Genomic DNA, 23,394 nt, shown 5'->3' with positions numbered 1-23,394 from the left:
TATTTAATATCACAAAATACCGCACTCCCCGTGCGCTATTTCCGCCATTCTTTTGGCGCACTTTCCATTACTATCGCAAAAATATCCGTATCCCATTGATTACTAAAAGTATTGTAACTTTGTTCCGTCGGTACAAAGTTAAGTGTATGTTTTTAAAGGTTTTTTATTGTTGACAGCATCATTATTTGGGCTTGTAAAGGCGCAAAATGTGTCAGTTTGTGACAATAGAAGAACTCTAAAAGCGTTCATCGAATAACGCACTTTTTGTATGGCTAACAACGCAGTTTAAAGGGTGGCAAACAATGGATAAATGCCAATTGATAGACATCCCAAGCGACCCAGAGAAGAAACGTGAGTGGATCAAGTACAAACTCAAGATCCAGGGGCTTTCTCTGGCCGCATTGGGCAGAAAACACAAAACATCTCGGCAGGTGGTGTCTACGGCACTCTATAAGCCCAGTCCACGCTGGGAACATGAGATAGCTACAGCTTTGGGTGTGAAGCCGTCTGAGATTTGGCCGGAGCGGTACGACGAAGAACACGAAATACCCCTCAGACATAAGGAGGCAAGCTGATGAAGAACAAAGCCAAGGCGCTAGTTCTGTCTGCGGCTCTCCTTTCATCAACAGCGAATGCTATTGACCTGAGCGGAACCATCTTCGACAAAGCAGCGAAAGCATATAACCTCGACCCTCTTCTAGTGTATTCGGTCGCATTGGCCGAATCTGCATCAGGGAGAGGTAATGGCTCTATAAGTCCTTGGCCTTGGACGCTTCGCGTTCCTGGGCTTCCTTTCTATGCTAAGTCGGAAGATCAGGCAAAGGCTAAGCTCGCTGAGTTTCAGCAGCAGTACGGTCGTGCCATTGATGTCGGGTTTATGCAAGTGAGCATCCGGTGGAATGGTCATAGAGTTTCTTCTCCAGCAGATCTTCTCGACCCAGAGACCAACGTCATGGTTGGGGCAGAGGTGCTATCAGAAGCCATTCAGTCATCTCCAAATGACTTGGAGCTTGGCGTTGGCCGCTATCACGCCTGGGAAGACGAAATCCGAGCCAGAAACTATGGTAGCCGAGTCTTGGCTATCTATCGCAACCTTCGTGATTTGTGAGGGGGGCGGAATGTTGGAACTGGATATTATTGGTGCGTGGGATGCAAGAGCCGTCAACCTCGATCAAGAAGAAGCTGATAGAAACGTCTACGAGTTCGATCTGACATTGTGGAACCTGCTATCCACTCTGGCAAAAGAACGTCCAGATGATGCGGCCTCACAATTTTCTTTGGGCATGGACACCGTTCAAAAGCTGTCACTGGCAACACCTTCCCAATTGGAAGCTCTGGCCTCTGGCGTGTTGATCTCTTTCAAACTCGAAACAGCAGAGCAGAACATCATCACGCGACTCTCTGGCGACTACGACCCTGTAGTTTTTATCAACCATAGTGTTGATGAATTTGATGCTGCCTACTGGTTGCTATTTAACCGCGTCGCATCGAGAGACCCGGAGATGGCAAAGGAAGTTTTCGGGGTTTCGAGAGAGCTTGCGGAGCTGGTGGCTAAGGCAACAGACAGCCAGTTGCGCCACATGTCTGGAACAACGGTTACGCATTTTACGCTTCGTTTTGCTCCGAGCATCATTGAAGAAATTCTCGATGACAGCCGGGAAGAGTTAACACACCCGGTATTGAAAAAACTGCAACAGTCTCTACAGGGACGTGGGAGGTGGAGATGAACATTGGCAACTCTGGTACATTGGGTCGCTGGGTTACAGCTCGACACATGGCCCTTGCTGGGTACATCACAAAAATCATCATGATCGAGACTGGTCTGACCTACAAACAGGTCAGACGGCTTTACCAGGATCTGGAGAGGGACGGATATACTCTGGAACGAAAATCCAGAACTTTCCGGGGTGGTGCGACACTGATTCATAGTCACACATCCAAGATACAGGCCTCTCTTCTAATGCAGCTCTACTTCAACATTGGTGGAGAAGCCGTGTTGCGGTCTGTGAACATCAAAGCCTTGAACAAGGCATTTAGAATGTATCACGCAATCCGCAAAGAAGTGCCCGGAATGAAAGGTGCTCGGTGGGCTCCGTTTGATATTACTGATGCCTGGTGTCTTGCTTCGGAGCTGAGAAGTGGGGACGCAATGCTGGAGGTGTGCGACAACTGCAAGTGTACGTACTTCACCTCTGTTAATCAAAGAACCTGCGTTGAATGTCCGTTCTGCAAAGAACAAGGAAGGCATGGTGGTGGGGAGAAAGAGTGTGCTTGAGTAGACTATGACATTTCGGACCAGAAGATGAGCGCCCAAACTTTGCGGCGCTCATTTTTTTACTTCTTCTGTGGGATACGGTAGCGCTCCAGCTCGACAGCTCCCAACCCCTTGAAAGCATCCGGGCGACGTCCTTGCCCACTCCACGAAACTCCGTCTTTTGAATATTTAGCATTATCAGGTTCTGATCTGCTCGTGAACATTTCGTTGAGCAAGCCGATGTCCACACCGCAGGATTCCATGTCGCTCATTATTCGCTCAGCCTGAGCTCGCTTTTCTTTTTCTTCTTCTTCTCGCTTTTTGTACTCTTCCTCCAGTTCATTGAGAACGCCCTTCATTCTGTCAATGATCTCCCGAACTTCATCTAACGGGAGTCCTCGCAACAGGGTGCGAATGCGGCTTTTACGCTTTAACTCTGCGATTATTAACTCTCTACGTTCAGCCGCTGATAGCGTAGAGAACTCCTCGTGGTCTTTCATGTCATACGGAGCCCATCAGTTTTCCTTTAAGTGAATCACGTTGAGAGTTCAGTTTTGCGTCAGTCTGCACTGGCGAATTTTGATGCTGTGCAGGTTGACTCTCTGAACTCTGTTGCTCAAAAGACCCAATGTTGCCAGAAAATCGAAGAGAATAAAGACCCAATAGAGCAAGGGCGCGGAGCCGATCACTACGCGCCTTATGCTGCATCTGGGACAGTTCACGATAGAGCTCCGGAAAGGCTTGCTCCGATATGTTCAGATTAGATATTTTTCCATCCCATTTGCTACCAGCCACAACGACCTCCTATCTATCAGCCGCAGAACCAGAAGCCCCTGGCATTGGATGCCACGGATTCGTTGGGCAGTACGATCCTGCTCTTAGGGAAAAGCTCCTTGGCCGCATCTTGGTAAGCCTCGGCACCGCCGCCAGCCAGCAGAACTACGTCAGCATCCATCCCGTCCTCACGCATTGACTTCCGCATAGGGATCAAGGCGTTTTGAGCGACTTTGGTTGAGGCTTTCTTGAAGTAGTCTTTGATCGATACCTTTTCACCGTAGAGGAAGATTTCGGCCTTACCGGCACGAATAGCTTTCTCGATCTTTTCGATGCCAGGGGCACCGCCGTGGTCTTCCTGAATTAGCCGGTCCGTTTCCTGTAGCAACACCGACATCGCCTTGAGGCTGGTGCCAGATGAGTGATAGCGGACCTCTCCCTCTTCAAGAGCTACCCAGTCTACAGAAAAGAACCCAGGGTCAATTACAACGGTTTTTCCTCCCTGGATAATCTCCAGGAGGTCTTCATCTTTGGTTGAACTTACAACATCCATGTAAGCACCGGCAGGTTGAGGTACAACCACGACAGACTTAACCGCTACCGATCGTTTTGGCGTGATCTGGTGTTCACCCTCAAGCCGAGATTTCAACGCCTCTCTGCGCTCTACGTCCATGTACTGACTAACAGGCAGGCCAGTCACCAGCACATCGATCTCCTTCTGCTCGGACATCAGGAGTGCAGCGTAGAAAAGAGCCTTGTATGGATTGGTCGAAGGATAGTCGCCGTGAAGCTCACGCTCCCATCCTTGCAATCGGTCAGGCTCGACGCCTGCAACCCATTTCTCTCCATCAATCACAACCTGAATGCAGGTCCCTGCACCGCCAGTTAACTGTTGTGGCATCAGTTCCAATGGACCTGCCCCCACCGGCATGACGACTGTGCGAGCTTCCTCACCTTTATACCCCATTGCCATTTTCAGGTTGGAGTAACCAATATCCAAACCCAGAACAAATTGACTCATGAAATCCTCCAAAGATTGCTTTTAGATTGCTTTTCGATTGCTTGCCGCGTGTTGGATAGAGAATAAGGCTAAAAGCGGGGACAGATGGCCTGTGTAATTGCCCAAAAGGGGCATATAGGTTGCTTTTCGGTGGCTTTTTGATCGTTGAGTAAGGGAACCTATGGGAACGCTGCACGGATAGGCTCAGATAAACAGACCTTACCCTCGCATCGAGAACCGCTTGCCCTCCAGCATCGAGAGACGGTGGTAAAGAGGCATTTGGAATCTTTGATGCCATATCCAATATATCTGGAATCTTTAAATATAGATTCATATGTAAAGAGGCTGTGAAAGAATAAGAGCATCAAGATTCCAGATAGATAGAGGGAAATTTGACAAATTCCAAAGATGGGTTAGCCTAGTGACAGAACTAGATTCCAGTATTGGAATAATCAGCTTTAAATTCCAGATAGATAGTTATGTGGATAGGAATTGGATAGGAATTGGGAGGGTATTGAGGTGAGTCTACCAACAGAGCGATGGCTAGATCTGCTAGATCCGAAGCTCGAAGAAGAACGATCCGAGATAACAGAGGATCTGCTAGAGGCAGAGGGACGAGAGTTTGTTGCAGAGGTACGGAGCAAACTGGATCACGCCTTAGCGGTTCTTGCTGTCGAGGCGCAGCAGGAAGCGGACATGTACTGGAACGCGCACAAATCAGCGCGTGAAGAAGCGTCAGAGGACGAACAAGGGCGTGTCGGTACACGGGTTCGCATTCTAGGCGTATCACTCGTTGCAGAGTGGTATCGCAACAGATTTGTCGAACAAGTTCCCGGACAAAAGAAAAGGGTTCTATCGACACATATCAAGAAGGGTCGCGGTCATGCCTACAGCATGTCGCACTTCAAGAAAGAGCCTGTCTGGGCACAAGAGTTGATCCAGCAAGTTGAAACCAGGTATGCCGTGTTAAGACAACGCGCCACTGCCTTAGCAAAAATTCGCCGGGCGCTAAACGAGTACGAGCGCCAGCTAAACAAGACACATAGCGACGAGGTGTGACAACATGACAGCATCTGTAGCGGCCACTGAATTGGCGAAACTGGGGAAATGTGAAGCGATGATCAAGAAAGTCGCCAGCCATCCTCGCCCTGCCCTGTCAAAGCGCCCACAATCGCCACAGGGGACAGATAGCACCCTTCGGGGTGAGTTCGCTCATTTCCGATATGAAGCGGCAGCCCTGCGTTTTATGAGCGGCACTGCGGGGGCTAAGCGTCGCATCTACCAGCTAGTGTTTTCAGCGACGGTAGCAGCGGGAGCATTGACAATGCTGGCGGCATGGACCACCAGCTAGAAAGTATCGACGGAACAATCATGAGCAAGAGAACCAAAGACAAAGACCTGGAGAAACTCGACGTAATCAAAGACTCACCGCAAATGAGCCTGTTTGAGATCATTGAATCTCCGGCCAAGAAAGACGACTACTCCAACACCATCGAGATCTACGATGCGCTGCCGAAGTACATTTGGGACCAAAAGCGTGAGCATGAAGATTTATCCAACGCTGTAGTGACACGACAATGCACCATCAGAGGCCAGCATTTCACGGTGAAGGTGAAGCCAGCCATCATCGAGAAGGATGACGGAAGAACCGTGCTGATCTACGCGGGACAGCGAGAGGAAATCCTTGAGGATGCTCTACGCAAGCTCGCAGTGAACGGGAAAGGCCATATCATCGAGGGCAAGGCTGGAGTCATGTTCACTCTGTACGAACTCCAGAAAGAGCTCTCGAAGATGGGTCACGGGTACAACCTGAACGAAATCAAGGAAGCAATCCAGGTTTGTCGTGGCGCAACACTCGAATGTATCAGTGATGACGGTGAAGCCTTCATCAGCTCCAGCTTCTTCCCGATGGTGGGACTGACCACCAGAGGTGAGTTTCGCAAGAAAGGCGGGAACGCCAGGTGCTATGTGCAGTTCAACCCGCTGGTAAACGAATCGATCATGAATCTGTCGTTTCGTCAGTACAACTACAAAATCGGAATGCAAATCCGCTCCCCTCTTGCACGGTACATCTACAAGCGAATGAGCCACTACTGGACTCAAGCATCACCAGATTCGCCGTACACGCCATCGCTTATCAGCTTCCTGACCCAGAGCCCTCGTGAATTGAGCCCACGGATGCCGGAGAACGTCAGAGCCATGAAGCTCGCTCTGGAGGCCCTCATCAAACAAGAGGTCATAAGCGACTACGACGCGAACCAGATCAAGGATGGCCGCAGAGTCATCGACGTGCGGTACGTCATAAGGCCTCATGAGAACTTCGTGAAGCAGGTGATGGCGTCCAACAAGCGTAAGCAGCAGACAGAGCTACGGGCCATCAAGCACGGCATGATCGACCACGACATCATTGATGAACCCCAACGTAAGGGGAGATAGCCACCAGAATCTCCCACCCCCCAGGGAAAAGAAAGATAGGCGCGTCAGCGCCTTTTTTTATGCCAGAAGAAAGCGCACAAGGTACGCCCACCAGGCAGGACCGGAAACGGAATGCCTCCGCATATGGGGGAGCTGCACGGATAGAGCGAACGTGACCCCAGATGCAGCGTGGGCTGGGGCTCTATATATGGGATCGCTGCACGGTAGTCGCAAGCTGAGTCTCAGTATCGTGCAAGCGTAAGCCACGACGAAGGATAAGTGCCATGCTGCTCCAGTGGTTCCCGTAGAGTGGTTCCCGTAAGGTATTGATAGTTAAAGGGTGAGGATGTGGGGGACCTGCACGTTATGAGATTTGATATGTGGGTACGTTGCACGAAAGCAGGTCCTGAACCTCTCGATATATGGGAACTCTGCACGATTGACGAAGCAGAACAAAGATTGACAGATCAGGACAAACCTAAAAAAGCAGTCAAAATGACTCTAATAGTCCATAAAGTGATCACGCGCACACAAAAAGAGGCCAAAAGTTATCCACATTTCCTGTGCATAAACGGGGTTTTGGTATATGGGAACGCTGCACGATCATATGTGGGTACGCTGCACGGTGCAAAAAACGACCAAAATTGACATGTGGGTACGTTGCACGTTCAGAAAATTGTATATGGGGCGACTGCACGTATGACCTTAGACATGTGGGAATACTGCACGAACACCAGATCTGATATGTGGGAACGCTGCACGAAAGCTCTGTTTTGTAAGGATTTTGTGGAAAAAAGAGGGGTTCCGTGTGGATAACAGTGGATAAGATCCAAGGGTATGTGGGGACGTTGCACGGCAACCTATGGGAACGCTGCACGGCAACCTATGGGTTTGTTGCACGGAATAAATATGAAAACACCAGTAATATCAATGTGTTGAGTGGTGATTTAGAACGCCTAACCTGTCTTTAACCGTTTTTAATCCTTTATACAAAGATCTAAAGATCTTTATATTTATCCTTTTGATCACTGAACAAAAAATAATCAACACTGTTTTTTTAGAAAAAAGTCTCGTATGCAAGGCCGAACAGGACGAGTATCACCAACAAGATAAGCATCGACAGCACAAAGTAACCAGACTCGTACATCACAGCTTTGATCACAGAAACGACGCTGATCGATCTTCCAGAGATCCTCCCGATGATCCACTGAAACGCAACGAACGAACCAAGCCCACAGATCAGAACCACCGCTACGGAGACAAGTGCATGTTCCCTCAGGACAGACTCACTCAGGAAACCATACTGCATCCCCATCAATACAAGCCTGCCAATGCCAAAACCCAGGCCCAATGCAACAGCTCCACGAACCAGCACGACCTTCAACGACTGGAGCCATGTCAGCTCAAGATCCATCCCCTTACGGGAAGACCGACGCACCAGCACCGTAGATATGCCCAACCCCAAAAACACCAAAAAAACAAAATCCAACATTGCCACCTCTGCACAAATCAATCAGAACCACAGGCCTCTCGGCCAAATGCGCCACCAGGGAGAACCCACTTCTGCCCCTCCGGCACAAAAATCGGGAGCGTGTAATCTTCTCTGGATACCTGCTCCAATGCCTCAACATCACTAATCTGTATCGGCGCAACAGCAGAACCTAAATCTATTACGTCGATTTTTTTTCTTGATACCGTCACACCAAAGGTTTGTTCATACTGAGCAATTTTCCCAGCTCGTTCAGGCCAGTAGTGACGGATCGTGGACCAGATACGCTGTGAGTTGTAGATGCAGGTCATACACGACGACCGGCTCCAGCCAAGGCGATAAGGGACTGGGGCCAGGATGCGGTGACGCTCGATTACTTCCCATACCTCCTCCTCAGTCCAATGAAGAACGGGCCTCCAGGCATCAACTAACCGTGCAGTCTTCCCATATCTTCTGTCACAGGCATGAGCCTCAAGCTGGTTGTACTTGGATCTGTTTGCACTTTCCTCCCGGCGCTCACCAGTGATGAAAAGGATCTTCTTCCCCTTGAAGCGCTCCTGGTTATTAAGAGCTCTGCGGCCAACATCGATCTTCAAGGCTGATGAGCACCACCTTGTTTGGAGTGATGGCGATTGCTGAGGGAAACGAAGGCGCGTACCAGGCTTAGAGCGCTTATGGTCTCTAGGCAGCACCAGAAGCCCCTCAGGCGTCTCTACACGATGGGGGTGGCTATAGGCATTGTCTTTGAGCATTTCGCCCTCAAAGCCGCCCTCAAGCCACGAGAAGTACATTGGGATACCCAGTTCTTCCCCGAGCTGACGACAGTAATCACGCATGAAGGCCCAATCCATCAACGAACTGCCTTCCTGACCATCAACATCATGGTGCCAGAACTCCACCTTTGACTTATCAACACCCATGTCCACCAGCCGCAAGTACGCAGCAATCGAGTCTTTGCCTCCAGACAGGCAAACAATGATGTGATCGTACAAACTCAGGTCCACATCCGGAGCGGAGAAGTACGTTGTTCTATCGTCACAACGCTGACTGGAAGATATGCCGGTAAGAACCGACTCCAGTGATGGCAACACCACCTGGTCATCGAACAAATCTCCTTGGTTTTCTCGTCTCAACATAAGTCGCTCTTTTTTCTTTACTGGGTTGTTTTTATGATTTACAGTATTATAAAATGATACTGTGAAAAGTAAAGTTTTCAGAACGACTAATCACTCAGGAGAACTTGATAAGCACCAGAAAGCAATCTAAAGGTGGTTTTTCGGTGAGGTTAGTTCAGGGGCAACCTGCCGCTGCTGATTGGAAATCATCAAGAAGTGGCTTTTTGGTGGGGTTACGGTTTGAAGGGGTGAGTATGTGGGAACGTTGCACGGTTAAAGGGGGCCGCACATGAAAACGATAAAGCGGTTCATCGTATGGGTGAATTACGGTCTTGAGGGTTGGAGCATTTTCGGATCGAGCGATGACTGGGATGAAGCGGTATCCATCCGTTCGGAAGCGATAGACGAATGCAATATTGACGAGGAAGACATCATCTTGGCAGAAAACAAAAACGAGCTGGTGGTAAAACCTGCGGCCAAGCAAATGACGGAGTGGCACCGGGAACTGGAAGCCGTCCTTATGACCTTGGATGACTGCCAGATGGAATGTGACGGTATGACATGGGCAGTAAGCCACCTACTCAATGAAGCGGGTGTACCTCATGACTGCATGTATGGCTTTGTGCGAAACGAACAGACCAAGGACATCGTGACACCGCATTTCTGGGTTGTCCTGGATGATGGGTGGCTGGTGGATCTGAGGCTACGCATGTGGCTGGGCGATCACGACAACATTCCTCACGGGGTATTCCATCCCGATAACGAGCCAGGACTTTTCTACAAGGGAGACCCGGTTCAAAACCATAAAGGGATGAGACTGGGCAAAGCCGTCCTGGACATCATGACCGACGGAAAACTTTCACATGTGAAAGTTCCTGAACGACAAGACGGAGAGTAATAGCGTGGAATTTGATTACGACAAGTCAGTATCAAACGCACATCTTGAGGCCGCAGGCTGGGGTATGGATGCCTTTAACCACTCCAACCCATTTGAGAGTCATGTCATCTATGTGCGTGACTACCGCAACGATCACATCCGCCTGTTCACCATCAAGCAGGCTGACTTCGACACGATAAAGCTGCCGCTTCACCTTACCTCCGACATGCTGGCTTCGGTGATCGCTGAGTTCGTATCGAAGGCAGCAAAAGGGAAGTTGAATACGAAGGAGTCCGACACGCTGGCTCCTGCCTTGGTTGGCTATGCCAAATCAACAGAAACCTACCGGAGCTGGCGGAGAGTTTCTGGAGCAACAGAGCGATTGCATATGGTCATCAATATCTATGCGGGTTCTGAATTGCTGAGACCTTTCATCGCTCGGGCTCCTGAGACCGTCCTGACGACCCAAGAGCTACTGGTCTTCTCATCACAGGTTAAGAGCATGGATGTATCCAATCATCCAGAGTGGTTTAGGGGCCGGAGGTAGTCATGAAGCCAGTTCTCTGGATATTCGTCCTGATCATCGCCCCTTTCGTCATTGCGAAAGTGGACCAATGGCGCAAACGCGGCATTGGAGACACCTGGGCGTGGTGGAAATCAGAGAACATGCCTTATGAGCTGCGCTCGGCCACTCTGTTTTTGTCCGAACAGGACATATCAACCACACAGCCGGTGCCCATGCACGGCAGGGTTGATCAGGTGTACCAAACCAAGAATGGGGTTCTCATTCCCTTGGACACCAAGCTGCGCCAGGTAAACCACATCTATGAGTCGGACATTATCCAGCTCTCGGTTTACCGGGTAATTCTGTCACACAAGTACAAGGCACCCGTTGCCAAGTACGGCTATGTCCGAACCGTTGTTGAGACAGCGGACGGGGATAGAGTCCGTTACATCAAGACAAACCTTCTCAGCGAAAAAGAAGTGGTCAAGCTGTGGCACCGCTATCAATCCATCCGTTCTGGTCAGGTAAAAACCTCCTGTTCCTGTGGCGGAAAGTTTCACATGTGAAAGTTCTGGATTGAATCAGGGTTGCCCGAATTGGGCAGCTAGGCGGGGTTGCATTTTTGAAAAGTCCTGTACGCTGGTTGGTATAGGAGGTGAATAGTGGCCCAGCTTAAACATAACCGCTTCGTCATGTTGGGGTCCTTGGTAGCGACGGTCGTAGCTGCCGCCAATGGCTTGAGTTTTCTCACCCTTATGGCTGGTGGAATGACCCTTCTCCAGTTCATGGCTTGGAAGCAACAAGATGCTGTCCGGAGCCGGTTTAAAGCTGCGAAGGATGCGTTTGAAGCGTTGAACGTCATTGCGTTCGACAAGCACTGGGTAGGTTCAACCGCGACGGTCGCCAAAGTGTCGAACATGATCACTCCGCCCGAACGACTGGATAAGCCCTGGGCGGTGCAAGTTCTGGCCGTGACCAAAGGTGGGACGTGGTTCGCGGTGGATCTGCAAGTGACCGGCACTGACAAGGTTCAGATGCTTAGCCTCCACCAGCTTAGTGAAAAGGCGGCAAAGACCATGCTGGCCTTCGACCTCGAAGTGTATGAGAAATTTTTCGGAAAACCTGATGTTGCATGAGGACAATGTGATGGAAAAAGTCAAAAGCGTAGATGCCGTGGAGTTCACGGCAGCAGATAAGAAGGCGATGACCCATGCGGCATACGCCCAGTGTTTCTTCATTCTGGCCCAAGTGATGGCATTCCCTTCCCTGGGGGTGGCTGGCGCTATGGTTGCTGCTCTGTGCGGCATGATGCCGTGGTTGACCAAGTTCGCCAAAGAGGCTCCATCGAAAGCCTTTGGCATGGTGATGGCTTCACTCTGCCTTGCTCCTGTGTACGGGAAACTCTGTGAGCTGGTGGTCCACGCGATTCAGGGAGCTTGAGCTTATGGGGGTAGTACGAGTTCCCTACCTCTTGGCTGAGCTGAAAGAACGCGGATGTGCTGATGAATCTGCTCTGGCGCAGGTTATGCAGCCTGGATGCCGAATTGGAGAGGAAGACCTGCGGAAGTTGGCCGCAAATTTAGGGCTTGAAGTGTCCGAGCTGGCACCAGCGCCAGAGAACGCGGCCAACACCCGGTTCAAAGCAAAGCTGAGAGGAGGTTTGGCCTCCTTTCTTTTTGAGTACGACGGCTGTTTCCGACATGCAGAAGGCTCCAGCCATGCAGAAATGTTGGGTATCGAGCAAGAAGACGACATAGGTCTTCCGAGTCGAGCTGCTGACGCCATGCTCCTGGAGAAGACGCTTTACCAGGTAATCGCTCGGGCTAAGTACATGCTCGGCAAAATCGACAGCAAGTTTGTCAGGTCAGAACAAGCAATCGAGTTCCGTGAGCAACTTGCTCCTGGGATCTTCAAACCAGGTTACAGAGGTTTCCGATTCAAGGAGGCTGCCGCTGGTGATTTGCCTACTGTCATGATTGACGGTCGGAAGTTCAACTGCGTTGCCAGCATAGCCAGAGCACATGGACTTGATCCGGTAACGGTGCGTAGGCGCATTGCGGACACCGGGAAGGCCGCAGACAAACTCTCCAATGATGAGTGGAAGCTCATCCTCGCCAAGAAAAAAGGTAAAGGGAAACCCTTCACCTATCTGGACAGGACCTACAGCAACATTGCTCAGTTCTGTCGTGAGCATCAGCTCAACACCAACCTTGTTTACCAGAAAGTCAAAGACCGGGCTGATAGCGCTGATGAAGAGTTCTGGGGACTGATAATCGAAACATGCAAAAGGAAAAACTAATGGCAGAAAACAAAGAGATCCCCTGGGAGAAAGAACTCATTGAGAAGTACATGTTCACCCTGCATAAAGAGCAGGTGAAAGACCGGCGCTGGCGGACCATGTTGCGTGTGCTTCGCGCATCTGGTTTCGTGCTTCTCATGATCGGCTTCATCATTTTGGCATCTAATCCGGGTGGGATGCCGTGGCAAAGCGCCAAGGCAGGAGCCCCTCACACCGCGTATATCAACATCCGTGGTGAAATTGCTGCTGGCACTCTGGCCGATGCTGATCACCTTATCCCGTCCATCCAAGCTGCATTCGACAACCCGAACTCACAAGCTATCGTGCTTCGCATAAACAGCCCTGGCGGTAGCCCGGTTCAAGCAGGACGGATTTATGACGAAGTGAAGGCGCAGCGAGCCCTTCATCCGGAGAAAAAGGTCTACGCCATCATTGATGACATCGGTGCCTCTGGCGGTTACTACATCGCCTCTGCTGCGGATGAAATCTATGCTGACCGCGCCAGCCTTGTCGGTTCTATCGGCGTCATCAGCTCGGGGTTTGGATTCACCGGCTTGATGGACAAGCTCGGCATCGAGCGCCGGGCTATCACTTCCGGAGAGCACAAAGCGCTTCTCGACCCATTCTCCCCTCTTACCTCTGACATGAAGAAATTCTGGGAGGGCGTTCTATCGAAAACCCACCAGCAGTTCATCGAACGAGTGAAGGCTGGGCGGGGTGATCGACTGAAAGACGACCCAGAGGTGTTTTCTGGATTGCTCTGGAACGGGGAGCAGGCCAAAGACATTGGGCTGATTGATGGCCTGGGTAGTTTGAACTCCGTGGCGCGAGACGTCATCCACCAGAGCAACTTGGTGGACTACACACCAACCGAAGACATCATCCGGCGACTGACCCAACGAGCGAAGCTCGAAGCCAGTTCCTTCGTGCAAGAACTCAGCGCTGTGAAAGTTTACTGATAGGAGCAGTTTGATATGACAGAACAAAGTACCAAATCACTACGTCTCGGGGTTGTTGCCGCCATTCTTTTGGGGCTCGTAGGAACCGGGTTCGGGATCTACCAGTTCGTGAAAGAGAAGGATCTGGCGCAAGAGATCGCCAACGTGAAGTCTACGGTCAACCAGGTGAAGGATGCCGAAGGCGTCACCTTCAAAAGCAAGGCAGAGTTTGAAGCTGCTGTGGCCGAAAGCATCAACAAGTTTGTCGCGCAGAAACAACAAGCCGACATCGATCAGAAGTATGCCCAGTTCGAGGCAGCACCTGAGAAGGTCGAAGAAGGCAAACACATCTACGGGGACCTTGGTGCTCGGTTCACGCTGGTGGAGTTCTCCGATATGGAGTGCCCATTCTGCAAGCGATTCCACGACACACCCAAACAAATTGTGGATGCCAGCAAAGGCAATGTGAATTGGCAGTGGAAGCACATGCCTCTCGATTTCCATAACCCGGCAGCTCACAAGGAAGCTCTGGCCGCTGAATGTATTGCTGAGCAGAAGGGCAACCGTGGCTTCTGGGTCTTCGTTAACGACATTTTCCACCATACCCAGGGGAATGGTGGCGGTGTTGCTGACCTGGCCTCTGTTGTCACTGGTGTTGGTGCTGATCTGGATGCGTTCCGGGAGTGCCTCGGCTCAGGAAAGTACGAAGACAAGGTTGAAGCTGACATCCAGAAAGCCAAGAGCTATGGCGTCAACGGGACACCAGCCACTTTTGTAGTGGACAACCATACCGGCAAGAGCCAGCTTCTCGGCGGCGCTCAACCGGCGCAAGCCATCATGGCCGTGATGCGAAAAATGATGATTGAGTCGCAACAAGACGACTCCGCGAACCAATAAAAACTTTCACATGTGAAAGTGGAGTGAGAACTGATGATCAAGATTACAACTAAATTGGGATGCCTTCTGGCGGGGCTGCTTGTCCTGTCGGCTTGCTCAAGCGTCCCTCAGCCAAACAACGAATACGCGAAGGCCTTGGATGATACCAAACAGGTATGCGCTGCCTGTGCCCTGGTTGGTAATGACCTGCTGGTTGCCCTCAACAAGTCATGCGACACCCCAATGACCCCCGAGACTCTTACAAGCGTCATGAACAGTAACCCGATGTTTGCCGCCATGATGGCAATTAACTCCATAGGTGGAACCGACTTCTATCAGGTTTACCGTGATGCGGCCATAGACACCCTGCGGTGCAATGAAATGGACAGTTGGCCTGATCGGACCAAGGTGCGTTTCCAGCAGCCCGACATGCAAAAGGCGCTGGCCTTGAGGGTTTCTGCCAGACAGCAGAAGGCAAATTAACTTTCACATGTGAAAGTCAGGCTCTCCGGGGCCTGATTTCACTATGAGGTGAATCTATGGAGTTACAAGAAGCAAAAGAGGCTCTCGATAGCCTTCATCCACACAAGGCCTCAGCGCCTTTGAGGCTTGTCATCCACCAGCCAGGTGGGATTGGTGGAACCCCTACAGTGGGGGTGAAAGCTATTCACGCAGGCTTTGACTGGGACAGCAACACCATCCTGATCTATCCGGAAGAGCAGCTCACCCGGTTGACGCCGGATGAGGTCGCCGCCATCACGAAGTCAGTATCGAAAGGACAGTCCTGGCATTCATATCAGCAGTTCAAGAAGTATCGGGAGCAGTTGGCCGAAGCCACGGAAGAAATTAATAGGCTCAGAGCTGAGCTGGGCAGGTATCAGAATAACGGGAGGGGGTAATGCTAAAACGCGGAATTATCAATCTCGCTGCTAGTTACATCATTGTTGATGCCCTACTCCGGAATGCAGCAATTTGGATCTTTGGCTTGTCCTTCTCCGTTGGTGGCACTTACGTCACTGGCGAGGCCAGTACATGGGTCGTTTACCTAGCCACTTCTGGTGCCATGACACTCTGTTCTGTCGTAACAGCCTACCTGCTCGTGACCTATCACCGCTGGGGGCTGATGACGGCCAGGGTCTGGTTGCTATTGAGTGCCTGCCTAAACGGCTATGCCGTCTATTTGAGTAGCCACAACATCCAGTTGGTGGTGGCACTGCTTTCCAGCCTGTTTATTGCTTTGTGGATGCTCAAGACCCTTGAGCAACCAGCAGTGAAGGGGACGTACAAGGTAATCGCTGATCTTCACCGTCAGCTATGGGGAATGTTGAAGGGGCAAACACAATGACGACGAATACTCAAAACGCGAACGCCAACCAGGTTCGGTCTTTACGCGACATGCTTGTCCCCGCCCTGTTGTTCTATGTGGTGATGACGGCCATGTTTGTGGGTCTTGACGCATTCATGGATAAACCCACCAGCATGAACCTGCCATTTATGCCGTTCCTTGTCTCGATGGTGAGTTTTACCAGTGACGCACGTCGAGCGTGGGACTGGCGAAACGGGACCAAGGTTGTAGCTGTATTGACTGCGGTAGCCATGCTGTTGGCATTCATCTATCAGCTCGCGGTCGGAGAGATGAATCTCTTAGGGGTTGGTATATACCCGGCCACAGCCATCCTTCTGTTGGCAATCTCCTGGGTGATTCGCGCTATCGGAAAGACAGCACCTTTCCAGTTCCTGGGGAGACACCTGGCGCGGTTTGGTGCATCGAAGTGGGTCCAGCGTACCGCCGCAGTCATTGTGCTCGCGGGAGGCCTTGCCATCACTATCTATGCCTACTGGCTTAACCACGGGAGCTGATGATGATCATTGCAACGAAGAACGGCTTTCTGGTGGCCGCAGAACTAATCAGGGAAGAGGCCGGGTACTGGCTACTACAGCCTCGTGACCAAAAGACGCCGGTCAGGGTGAATAAGCAGGATAACAATAAACGCGCTTTCACGCATATGGGAGACGCCCTTCGCTGGGCCGGTGATCCTGAGCTTGCAAAGCAATTCGATGCCGAGGGGGAAGAACATGCAAATTCGTGACTACATGACAAAGTTGTTTGACGCATTTGGTGATGTGGAGGAAGTCACCCGAGAAATGCTTCTGGAGCAGGCGGAGCTCATTCATACGATCAGCGATAAGTGTCAGAGCACAGGCCTGTTTCTGGATAGTCAGGTTCGTTTCAACCAGTTCGTTCAAGAGATTGAGGCTGACGACAAGGTAGAGGATCGGTTGCTTCATGCTTGGTGCTGGGTAATGGACCGAATAGTGAAGGCTCCAACATCCTTTCACATGGATGGGGCTGTGATTTTGACAATGCCTCTGGTCGCCAGATACCTGCCACCGGTTGAACAGGAGCCGGAAACCATCGTGGTGAATCTCGATGAGGACTACAAGGCTCCTGTAGGCAACCAAACGCTCTGCGAGCTCGTTATGGAACGGAGGCATTGGCCGCAAGGTGCAACCTGTGCGACCCAAGAAGCGGACGGGGGAGTCCTCTACTGGGACGCCCCGGTTGATGTGGTAGAGGAAGGCAGAAAGGTCGCCGGTAAGCACGGCATGATGGCCGAGATCGGATTGAAACATCAGGTTGATGCCTGGTATGCAGATATGGACGAAACACGGCTCGCAACCGATTGGAACACCGCCGTCATTACGCCTCACTGCTTGCTGCTTTCCTATCTGGATGTGCTTCAAAAGAACAAAGTTCCCTTTGATGAAGGTGTGCAGCTCGCTGCCGAATGGGTGAAGCAACTTGGCGGGGAATTTCGTGAAGACACTGAGGAAGCGCCGGAAGCTGAGGCTTCAGTGCTTTCCCTGGGGAGAGCCACGGCTCATTGCTTTAAACCCTATCCGGACACAAAAAATTTCTATTACGAGGCCTAAGCCTCACCCAAACAGGAGGATCAACATGCGATACCAGGTATTTAAAACGAAGGAAGGGGGCCAGCCGGTGTTTACGGCACCGTGGTACTGGTTGGCCTCTGCCATTGCTCACTGGTCATCTCTTAACTGGGATGCCTGTCGAATCGTAGACAGCAAGGTGGATGAAACAAGGCTCTGTTGGGCCAAGGCTCTACCGGCTGGGAAAAAAAAGTAATTTGGATGGAGTGATTATGAGGTTAGGTTTTGTGAAAAATACGGGGGTTTCAGCGTTCCTGGTAGCCATGCTGGTGGTGGCCCCTCAGGTATGGGCAGAAACCTTTACTGCGAAGGTTGTGGGGGTGTCTGACGGTGATACGGTCAAGGTCCTGACTGAACAAAGCTGTGACTCCGGGAAAGATTGCCGGAGCGGCAAAATCCAGTACCGGGTAAGGCTGGCGGAAATCGACACCCCAGAGAAGAAACAACCCTACGGCTCAAAGGCGAAACAGGCGTTGTCCGATCTGGTGTTTGGTCGAATGATTAAAGTCGAGCAAATCGACAAAGACCGTTATGGCCGTCTGGTCGCCAACCTTTATGTCGATGGCAAATGGGTCAATGCCGAAATGGTCCGTTCTGGGAGTGCGTGGGTGTACCGGCAGTACGCCAAAACACCGGAGCTGTTCAAGCTGGAGGCCGAAGCCAAAGCCGATAAGCGAGGTCTCTGGGCATTACCGGAATCGGAGAGAACTCCCCCTTGGGAGTGGCGAAGAAAGCACTAACCACACCCCAGAGTATGCAGGTGTAAACAGTAACCAAGAAAACAAACAGGAATAACGATGAACAAAAGTGAACTGATTATGAAAGTGGCCGAAGACGCTGACATTAGCAAAGCAAAGGCCGAAGCTGCGGTAAATGCGCTGATCAACTCAGTGACAGAGGAGCTTAAAGCGGGTGGGACAGTAGCGCTCACTGGGTTTGGTACTTTCCACGTTAAGGAACGCGCAGCGCGAACCGGGCGGAATCCCCAGACTGGAGAGAACATCCAGATCGCGGCGGCCAACATTCCTGGGTTCAAAGCTGGTAAGGGGTTGAAAGACTCCGTGAACTAGATCTTAATCATGTGACACATGAATAAGGTTTACATAAGGCTCCTTCGTGGGAGCCTTATTCATATCAGACATGAATAAGGGGAAGGGATGAGATTGTCGTCAACTCAAAAAGACGTTTTGTTCATTCTATACGCAATTGAGGCCGGTGGAAAAGCCGAGCCTGTACCAGGTGTAAAAATACTGGAGATGATCAATTCAGCTCGCCAGAGCGGTATTCATGGAACGAACTTCCGAACGTCATGCCACACGCTGGTGGAGAACGGCCTGTTGAACAAGTACCGGAATGCTTCTCTAAAGCTGGCCTTTAGGCTGACCGACGATGGCAGGGAACGTGCAGGAGAGATATACCGAAAACGGCTGGAAGAAGAGCAAGAGAAGTAATACGCCCCATAACGGGGCGTATCGAGTTAAACGGCAAAGCCGTAGTGGGTGCCGTCCGGAAGTTCAACATCGAGGCGTAGCTTGCCACCGGAGGCCTCAACGTACCGCTTAATGGACGACAGCTTGAGATCTCGTCCAGGTTTTTCCATCTCGGAGACTGTCGGCTGTCTCACACCCAGAGATGCAGCAATTTCCCCCTGGGTAAGGTTCATGCGATCACGAAGCTCTGCCAAGTGGATGTTCAGTAACATCTCAGTGGCCGCTTTCTGTGCTTTGGCAACAACCTCAGGCTTTTCTGTTGCCAGCATTTGGTCAAGAGTTCTTGCCATAACGTCACTCCTTCTTCAATTTATCCAAGTGCGCCGCAAACTCACGGTCTGCAATTGGGATCATTACTTCATAAAACCTTTTCTCGTCCCCGGTCTTGTTACCGGCGCAGAGAAGAATCCCCTTACGCTTTGGATCGAACGCAAAGAACGCTCTGATAGGATCTCCTTTGCTTTGGACCCGAAGCTCTTTCATGTTGCTGTAGGATGAACCGTTAACAGTATCCGCGTATGGCCTCGACAGCATGGGGCCTCTATCTCGCAGCACCATCATCGAAGCCAGCACGTTTGCTCTATCGGTATCATCCAGAGCATCGAACCACTCATCAAAGGTGTCGGTTGTCTCGATGACCCACATGATTTCTCCTTACTTAATATAGGTGCAATCCTATATAGATTCAAACCTATAATCAAGAAAAATCGGCGGCGATGGGGGCCGAAATGTCAGTAAGTAGTCATGTGACTAAAATAGGGGGTAGAATAAGCCTCGATATAGTCATGTGACTAAAAGGTGTCCTGAATGAACAACCTACCCCTACTGCTCGATGCAAGAGAAGCCATTGACTACTACCACCAGCATCCAGGCATGACTGATGCAGAAAAGGCCTATGTGGTCGCGTTCCTAAGCGGAGAGGGGCGTTCAAACAGTCAGATCAGAGAGGATCTGGGTATTGAGAAGGTCTATACGGTTACACACCTGAAACGCGCCGGTACGCTATCGGAGGAAGAGCTAACACTCTGGCTCAGAAATCCACGCAAGATCACCCTGGGGCATGTGAGGGCCGTGGCTAAGTTACCTTTCAGCAAGAGAGAAAAGCTCCTGAGGGATCTCCTGCATACCAGGACACCGGTTCATAAATTTGAGGCGATAGCGAAGGGCAAAGAAGTGGACAGGGATGCAGACATTAAGCGCCTGGAGACCCTGATGAGCGATGCTACGGGTAGGCCTATCAAAGTTCGCTATAACCCCGCGAAGCGCTCCGGGGAACTGACGCTGGGATTCTTCACGCTCGATGACCTGGATGACGTGTGCAAGGCTTTGGGGTTTGATCCAAGCGAGCAGATGTAAACCAGAAAACTTTCACATGTGAAAGTCTTGCAAGGTGTCTTTTTATTGTTTACAGTATCATAAAATGAATCTGTAAAGGTGCGCGATGAATGTGCTTCCAACGAAAAGCTGGCCTTGGGCGTTATAACTCAACCAGACCTGAGTGGCTGGCGGCGTACCGAAACGCAAGATGTATGAGAAGCTCAGGTAAAGAACCTGATGCTTCTCTTTCCGGGATAGCTTGGAAGGCGCAACTCATTGTTGCCCATGAAAGAGGCAGAATTGACAGCCTGGCTGTCCCTTTGGATGCCAGATTGATAGCAAAGAACCTCATCGACGAGATCCTTGCTGAGGAGAACTGATGGACGAAAAAATTACCTACGAAGAAATGCTTGAACAACTCGACCAGAAAGGCATCCGCGTCACCAACGGGGCGAGACGGCTTTATGTCGCGTTGAACAACGGAGTCAAAGCTGAGGTGCTGGGTAACTGCGGTCCCGCCACAATCAGCTTGGTTGACGGGATGATTGTTGTGGAAGAGCAGACTCTCCACTAAGGGCAGCAGCATGGGCAAAAAAGTACACATCATTTGTGGAAAGTGCGGCAGTGACGAGATGAACTTTGTCATCAATGAACACTGTCCAGACGATCCCCAGAATGTTGCCAGTATGTCCTGCTCAAATTGTTGCGAACTGACAGGCATAGCCGAGTGGTCGGAATTTAATGGACGTGAGCTGAAAGGTGAAGCCGTCGCCCTATCAACACCGGCAAACGTGAATGCTCTTCTAGGATTGCTTCGCCAGGCGATGGACAGCGTTGAGTATCGCCTCTATGGCGGGGACATGTCATTGAGCGGTAATGATGCTGCCGAACTCATAGACCTCCAGGAGCGAGCTGAGAAGGTCTTGTCTGTTCTTCGGAGTGATCAGCATGAGTGATTTATACGAACCGCTTGAGTTTGTGTTCTGCGGCTTTAGGAAAGGGGACGCTGGGCTATTTATCTCGGTAGCCACTTTGCGCGATGGTGTTTTAGGCCGTGAGATGTATTTCTCAAAGGGAAAAAGCAAAAGGCGCTGGGTTGTCGGTGGCATTTACTCAGGGGCCTCGTTTTCGGACAACGGAGCAAAAGGTCTGGATGATGCTCATTACGTTAAAGCATGGGAAGTGCAAGGCGACAAGATAGAGTGGCAAGCAAAAAGCGAGCAAGCCGAAGCCTTGGCGCGAAGCGAGAAACTTGAAGCCGACGATAGGAAGCGCAATGAACTCGAAGAGCTGATGCTACCCATCAGGAAGCAATATGGGGCATTAACAAAGCGACGTGATAGGGCAGGGGCCGCAGCTCTTGAAGAAGCTGTCCTGAGAGCGCTGAGAGCGCCCATCAGGAAGGCTGAGGAGAAATAACCGTGGAGCCAGTCTTAGCTAAAGCATTCGCCGGTTTTAAAGTCGTAGCTGTAAGTGCCCATCAGATTGGCTTTTCGGCTTTTCTTGCCATTGGTGTTTGCTGGCGCTTTAGGGGTCGCAAGTACGCCATAGAACAGGATACCAACAAGTGCCGCTTGCCACGCGAAAACAGCAACCAGAATCCAAAAAGCAGCAGCCAGAACCGGCAGTTTGTGCAGAAGGTTGAGCACCGACTTGGCCCAAATCACTGCCGGGATAGCCAGCACTGCGTAACCCCAGTTGGTGGCCTCAAGCATAGCCAGGCCAAGAATAACAACAGCCATCAGCGCGATATTCAGTACATGTTTCATGGTCATCTCTCCTTTTCAACTTACACTTTTATCCTATCACAGCATTAAAAAATGCAACTGTGAAAGGGCATTTTTCATTCAAAAAGAGGTGACACTTTGAGTGCAATTATCAGCAAGTGCGGCATGTACAGATACCGTCTGGAAAGGGATGTGCAACCCGAAGGCCTTGTGTTCGGTTATTTTGGTGTAAACGGCTCTACGGCCACGGCCACCGAGGACGATCACACGGTCAGAAAGTGGATAGGGTTTACCAAGGTCAACGGAGGGAGGCGATTCATAGTCGGTAATGCTTTTGCTTTTCGGGCGACCGACGTTCGAGAGCTGGCTACGGCGGTTGATCCTGTCGGGCCTGAAAATGAAATCCACTTGGAAAGGATTATTCGGGATGCTGATGTCTTGGTGCCCTGCTGGGGGAGCCGAACTAAGCTGCCTAAGTCTTTGCATGTTCATTTGGACAGGCTTTTAGAGCAGCTCGTTGCATCTGGGAAGCCGGTATTGGCATTTGGCGTGACTGGTTCGGGGGACCCGAAGCACCCACTAATGCTTGGATATTCGACAAAACTTGTGCCCTGGGGAGGAAAATAATTATGTCGATGCTTGAAGCACGTTACTTCGTGGCAAAGATAAGCGATGCACAGGCCGTGCTCTGCGATGAGGAGCTGGCGACACTGGAAAGGCTGATCCGGAAGGTTGATGATGGCCGCAGAGCAAATGGCAAGAGCTCGCTTACTTGCGTTGTTGTCGAAGAAGATTGGCCGAACTGGCAGCAAACGGTTGACTCTGTACTTTCACTTGCTGACGGGAAAGACAACGATTGGACCAATGCCACACCAGAACAAATCAAGGCCTTTTGGGTCGATGACTCAGTTTGGAAAACTCTGGATGGCCGGGATAAATGGATTGAAGATCTCGACCTGCTGGTGGACGGTTCCCCGGTGGCTTCTGAGTGGGAACCTTTTGGCTTGGAATCAGGGCAGTCTGTCGTCATACGAGGCGGATGGATAGAAGGGAATGCCTTGAGTGATGATGGCGTACCGCTAGTGCAGGCATTCGTCGCTTGGAAACAGGGCCAAGACAACCACTAAAGGAAAATTACTTCGGAAGGGCGGCTATGGCCGCTTTCTTTTTAATATTTACAGCATCACATAATGATACTATGATGTTGTTAATTTACTTGGGGAGGCGCTTATGCTCACTGCTAAATGTATAGGGTGCGGATGCACCGATGATCACGCTTGTGTTGAAAAGGCACTGTTGCAAAGTTAGCGATGAGGCAGCCTTTTGTCTTATTCAAAGGCCTTACATTTCAAAAACTCTGCTTACC

The 23,394-nt window shown here is 50.9% G+C and carries 38 protein-coding genes; 30 read left to right on the top strand and 8 right to left on the bottom strand.

The window, feature by feature from the left end; all coding sequences use genetic code 11:
• Positions 1-302 precede the first annotated feature (302 nt).
• The 4 genes from R8O11_RS19250 to R8O11_RS19235 are packed head-to-tail and all read left to right on the top strand — an operon-like array spanning position 303 to position 2,275.
• Positions 303-575 carry a helix-turn-helix domain-containing protein gene (locus R8O11_RS19250; protein ID WP_000356489.1) on the top strand — a complete coding sequence of 91 codons (273 nt, stop codon included), beginning with the start codon at positions 303-305 and terminating at the stop codon, positions 573-575.
• Positions 575-1,108 (top strand): transglycosylase SLT domain-containing protein, encoded by a 534-nt coding sequence (locus R8O11_RS19245; protein ID WP_000790610.1) that lies wholly within the window; start codon positions 575-577, stop codon positions 1,106-1,108. The genes R8O11_RS19250 and R8O11_RS19245 overlap by 1 nt, the downstream gene beginning before the upstream one ends.
• The gene (locus R8O11_RS19240; protein WP_002210562.1) at positions 1,062-1,727 is read left to right on the top strand and encodes a hypothetical protein; all 666 of its coding nucleotides are present in this window, start codon (positions 1,062-1,064) and stop codon (positions 1,725-1,727) included. Before R8O11_RS19245 ends, R8O11_RS19240 begins: the two co-directional genes overlap by 47 nt.
• A complete protein-coding gene (locus R8O11_RS19235) occupies positions 1,724-2,275 on the top strand; it encodes a FlhC family transcriptional regulator (RefSeq protein WP_001020646.1) in 552 nt (183 codons plus the stop codon). The genes R8O11_RS19240 and R8O11_RS19235 overlap by 4 nt, the downstream gene beginning before the upstream one ends.
• Positions 2,276-2,334: 59 nt before the next feature.
• Here R8O11_RS19235 and R8O11_RS19230 read toward each other — a convergent pair whose 3' ends face one another.
• From R8O11_RS19230 to R8O11_RS19220, 3 genes are read right to left on the bottom strand one after another with little or no spacing between them, the layout of a single operon-like run.
• Positions 2,335-2,754: an H-NS family nucleoid-associated regulatory protein gene (locus R8O11_RS19230; protein WP_000651490.1), complete on the bottom strand. Its 420-nt coding sequence runs from the start codon at positions 2,752-2,754 to the stop codon at positions 2,335-2,337.
• A 1-nt stretch (position 2,755) separates the two neighbouring features.
• Positions 2,756-3,049 (bottom strand): hypothetical protein, encoded by a 294-nt coding sequence (locus R8O11_RS19225; protein ID WP_000919078.1) that lies wholly within the window; start codon positions 3,047-3,049, stop codon positions 2,756-2,758.
• 16 nt (positions 3,050-3,065) lie between these two features.
• Positions 3,066-4,049 carry a ParM/StbA family protein gene (locus R8O11_RS19220; RefSeq protein WP_000077458.1) on the bottom strand — a complete coding sequence of 328 codons (984 nt, stop codon included), beginning with the start codon at positions 4,047-4,049 and terminating at the stop codon, positions 3,066-3,068.
• Positions 4,050-4,547: 498 nt separating this feature from the next.
• Between R8O11_RS19220 and mobI the strand changes: the two genes are divergently transcribed.
• The 3 genes from mobI to R8O11_RS19205 are packed head-to-tail and all read left to right on the top strand — an operon-like array spanning position 4,548 to position 6,464.
• Positions 4,548-5,087, top strand: a complete 540-nt coding sequence (mobI, locus tag R8O11_RS19215) for a conjugative transfer protein MobI(A/C) (RefSeq protein WP_001447712.1) — start codon at positions 4,548-4,550, stop codon at positions 5,085-5,087.
• A 4-nt stretch (positions 5,088-5,091) separates the two neighbouring features.
• The gene (locus tag R8O11_RS19210; protein ID WP_000127321.1) at positions 5,092-5,379 is read left to right on the top strand and encodes a hypothetical protein; all 288 of its coding nucleotides are present in this window, start codon (positions 5,092-5,094) and stop codon (positions 5,377-5,379) included.
• 20 nt (positions 5,380-5,399) lie between these two features.
• Entirely contained in the window at positions 5,400-6,464 is a 1,065-nt protein-coding gene (locus tag R8O11_RS19205; protein ID WP_000044787.1) for a RepB family plasmid replication initiator protein, read from the top strand.
• A 1,036-nt stretch (positions 6,465-7,500) separates the two neighbouring features.
• Here the strand turns inward: R8O11_RS19205 and R8O11_RS19200 are convergent.
• Positions 7,501-7,935: a hypothetical protein gene (locus tag R8O11_RS19200; protein WP_000883925.1), complete on the bottom strand. Its 435-nt coding sequence runs from the start codon at positions 7,933-7,935 to the stop codon at positions 7,501-7,503.
• Between the two features lie 17 nt (positions 7,936-7,952).
• Complete coding sequence (locus R8O11_RS19195; protein ID WP_000946102.1) at positions 7,953-9,068, bottom strand: phosphoadenosine phosphosulfate reductase family protein; 1,116 nt, start codon at positions 9,066-9,068, stop codon at positions 7,953-7,955.
• Positions 9,069-9,336: 268 nt separating this feature from the next.
• On the opposite strand from R8O11_RS19195, the gene R8O11_RS19190 reads away from it, so the two are divergent.
• From R8O11_RS19190 to R8O11_RS19110, 17 genes are all read left to right on the top strand, one after another.
• On the top strand, positions 9,337-9,945 hold the full coding sequence (locus R8O11_RS19190; protein ID WP_000849071.1) for a hypothetical protein: 609 nt from the start codon (positions 9,337-9,339) through the stop codon (positions 9,943-9,945).
• A 4-nt stretch (positions 9,946-9,949) separates the two neighbouring features.
• A complete protein-coding gene (locus R8O11_RS19185) occupies positions 9,950-10,471 on the top strand; it encodes a hypothetical protein (RefSeq protein ID WP_000393785.1) in 522 nt (173 codons plus the stop codon).
• Positions 10,472-10,473: 2 nt separating this feature from the next.
• The gene (locus tag R8O11_RS19180) at positions 10,474-10,995 is read left to right on the top strand and encodes a hypothetical protein (protein ID WP_000805800.1); all 522 of its coding nucleotides are present in this window, start codon (positions 10,474-10,476) and stop codon (positions 10,993-10,995) included.
• Between the two features lie 96 nt (positions 10,996-11,091).
• Positions 11,092-11,565 carry a hypothetical protein gene (locus tag R8O11_RS19175; protein WP_000057877.1) on the top strand — a complete coding sequence of 158 codons (474 nt, stop codon included), beginning with the start codon at positions 11,092-11,094 and terminating at the stop codon, positions 11,563-11,565.
• A 10-nt stretch (positions 11,566-11,575) separates the two neighbouring features.
• Entirely contained in the window at positions 11,576-11,869 is a 294-nt protein-coding gene (locus R8O11_RS19170; protein ID WP_001370730.1) for a hypothetical protein, read from the top strand.
• A 4-nt stretch (positions 11,870-11,873) separates the two neighbouring features.
• Positions 11,874-12,728, top strand: coding sequence for a hypothetical protein (locus R8O11_RS19165; RefSeq protein WP_000539392.1), 855 nt, complete (start codon positions 11,874-11,876; stop codon positions 12,726-12,728).
• Complete coding sequence (locus tag R8O11_RS19160; RefSeq protein ID WP_000829616.1) at positions 12,728-13,687, top strand: S49 family peptidase; 960 nt, start codon at positions 12,728-12,730, stop codon at positions 13,685-13,687. The genes R8O11_RS19165 and R8O11_RS19160 overlap by 1 nt, the downstream gene beginning before the upstream one ends.
• Positions 13,688-13,702: 15 nt before the next feature.
• On the top strand, positions 13,703-14,563 hold the full coding sequence (locus R8O11_RS19155; RefSeq protein ID WP_000139698.1) for a DsbA family protein: 861 nt from the start codon (positions 13,703-13,705) through the stop codon (positions 14,561-14,563).
• Between the two features lie 33 nt (positions 14,564-14,596).
• Positions 14,597-15,025 carry a hypothetical protein gene (locus tag R8O11_RS19150; protein WP_000591074.1) on the top strand — a complete coding sequence of 143 codons (429 nt, stop codon included), beginning with the start codon at positions 14,597-14,599 and terminating at the stop codon, positions 15,023-15,025.
• Positions 15,026-15,081: 56 nt separating this feature from the next.
• Positions 15,082-15,441 carry a hypothetical protein gene (locus R8O11_RS19145; RefSeq protein WP_000422768.1) on the top strand — a complete coding sequence of 120 codons (360 nt, stop codon included), beginning with the start codon at positions 15,082-15,084 and terminating at the stop codon, positions 15,439-15,441.
• Entirely contained in the window at positions 15,441-15,887 is a 447-nt protein-coding gene (locus R8O11_RS19140) for a Fe3+-siderophore ABC transporter permease (RefSeq protein ID WP_000919345.1), read from the top strand. Before R8O11_RS19145 ends, R8O11_RS19140 begins: the two co-directional genes overlap by 1 nt.
• On the top strand, positions 15,884-16,402 hold the full coding sequence (locus R8O11_RS19135; protein ID WP_000210756.1) for a nitrite reductase: 519 nt from the start codon (positions 15,884-15,886) through the stop codon (positions 16,400-16,402). Before R8O11_RS19140 ends, R8O11_RS19135 begins: the two co-directional genes overlap by 4 nt.
• Positions 16,403-16,404: 2 nt before the next feature.
• Positions 16,405-16,632, top strand: a complete 228-nt coding sequence (locus R8O11_RS19130) for a hypothetical protein (RefSeq protein ID WP_001447532.1) — start codon at positions 16,405-16,407, stop codon at positions 16,630-16,632.
• Positions 16,619-17,476 (top strand): hypothetical protein, encoded by an 858-nt coding sequence (locus R8O11_RS19125; protein ID WP_001167032.1) that lies wholly within the window; start codon positions 16,619-16,621, stop codon positions 17,474-17,476. The genes R8O11_RS19130 and R8O11_RS19125 overlap by 14 nt, the downstream gene beginning before the upstream one ends.
• 230 nt (positions 17,477-17,706) lie before the next feature.
• Positions 17,707-18,234, top strand: a complete 528-nt coding sequence (locus R8O11_RS19120; RefSeq protein ID WP_001236377.1) for a thermonuclease family protein — start codon at positions 17,707-17,709, stop codon at positions 18,232-18,234.
• Between the two features lie 57 nt (positions 18,235-18,291).
• Positions 18,292-18,564: an HU family DNA-binding protein gene (locus tag R8O11_RS19115; protein ID WP_001043047.1), complete on the top strand. Its 273-nt coding sequence runs from the start codon at positions 18,292-18,294 to the stop codon at positions 18,562-18,564.
• Positions 18,565-18,651: 87 nt separating this feature from the next.
• Positions 18,652-18,945 carry a chromosome segregation protein ParM gene (locus tag R8O11_RS19110; protein ID WP_001239997.1) on the top strand — a complete coding sequence of 98 codons (294 nt, stop codon included), beginning with the start codon at positions 18,652-18,654 and terminating at the stop codon, positions 18,943-18,945.
• A 26-nt stretch (positions 18,946-18,971) separates the two neighbouring features.
• On the opposite strand, the gene R8O11_RS19105 is transcribed toward R8O11_RS19110, so the two are convergent.
• Both R8O11_RS19105 and R8O11_RS19100 read right to left on the bottom strand, forming a co-directional pair.
• On the bottom strand, positions 18,972-19,274 hold the full coding sequence (locus R8O11_RS19105) for an XRE family transcriptional regulator (RefSeq protein WP_000124640.1): 303 nt from the start codon (positions 19,272-19,274) through the stop codon (positions 18,972-18,974).
• Between the two features lie 4 nt (positions 19,275-19,278).
• A complete protein-coding gene (locus tag R8O11_RS19100) occupies positions 19,279-19,629 on the bottom strand; it encodes a type II toxin-antitoxin system RelE/ParE family toxin (protein ID WP_000270043.1) in 351 nt (116 codons plus the stop codon).
• Between the two features lie 162 nt (positions 19,630-19,791).
• Between R8O11_RS19100 and R8O11_RS19095 the strand changes: the two genes are divergently transcribed.
• The 4 genes from R8O11_RS19095 (at position 19,792) to R8O11_RS19080 (ending at position 21,720) form a co-directional block, all read left to right on the top strand.
• Positions 19,792-20,340, top strand: coding sequence for a transcriptional regulator (locus R8O11_RS19095; protein WP_001061574.1), 549 nt, complete (start codon positions 19,792-19,794; stop codon positions 20,338-20,340).
• Positions 20,341-20,680: 340 nt separating this feature from the next.
• On the top strand, positions 20,681-20,875 hold the full coding sequence (locus tag R8O11_RS19090; RefSeq protein WP_000343597.1) for a hypothetical protein: 195 nt from the start codon (positions 20,681-20,683) through the stop codon (positions 20,873-20,875).
• A 10-nt stretch (positions 20,876-20,885) separates the two neighbouring features.
• The gene (locus tag R8O11_RS19085; protein WP_000516916.1) at positions 20,886-21,257 is read left to right on the top strand and encodes a hypothetical protein; all 372 of its coding nucleotides are present in this window, start codon (positions 20,886-20,888) and stop codon (positions 21,255-21,257) included.
• Positions 21,250-21,720: a hypothetical protein gene (locus tag R8O11_RS19080; RefSeq protein ID WP_001281821.1), complete on the top strand. Its 471-nt coding sequence runs from the start codon at positions 21,250-21,252 to the stop codon at positions 21,718-21,720. Before R8O11_RS19085 ends, R8O11_RS19080 begins: the two co-directional genes overlap by 8 nt.
• Before the next feature lie 14 nt (positions 21,721-21,734).
• On the opposite strand, the gene R8O11_RS19075 is transcribed toward R8O11_RS19080, so the two are convergent.
• Positions 21,735-22,070 (bottom strand): hypothetical protein, encoded by a 336-nt coding sequence (locus R8O11_RS19075; RefSeq protein WP_000683476.1) that lies wholly within the window; start codon positions 22,068-22,070, stop codon positions 21,735-21,737.
• Positions 22,071-22,166: 96 nt separating this feature from the next.
• Between R8O11_RS19075 and R8O11_RS19070 the strand changes: the two genes are divergently transcribed.
• Complete coding sequence (locus tag R8O11_RS19070) at positions 22,167-22,655, top strand: DUF1643 domain-containing protein (RefSeq protein WP_001273096.1); 489 nt, start codon at positions 22,167-22,169, stop codon at positions 22,653-22,655.
• Between the two features lie 29 nt (positions 22,656-22,684).
• Positions 22,685-23,155, top strand: coding sequence for a hypothetical protein (locus R8O11_RS19065; protein WP_347880240.1), 471 nt, complete (start codon positions 22,685-22,687; stop codon positions 23,153-23,155).
• The last annotated feature ends 239 nt before the right edge of the window (positions 23,156-23,394 follow it).

It is taken from the genome of Vibrio sp. 1288, assembly GCF_033344475.1.
Note: the sequence above shows the minus strand (reverse complement) of the source record. Positions and strands in the feature narration are given on the sequence as shown.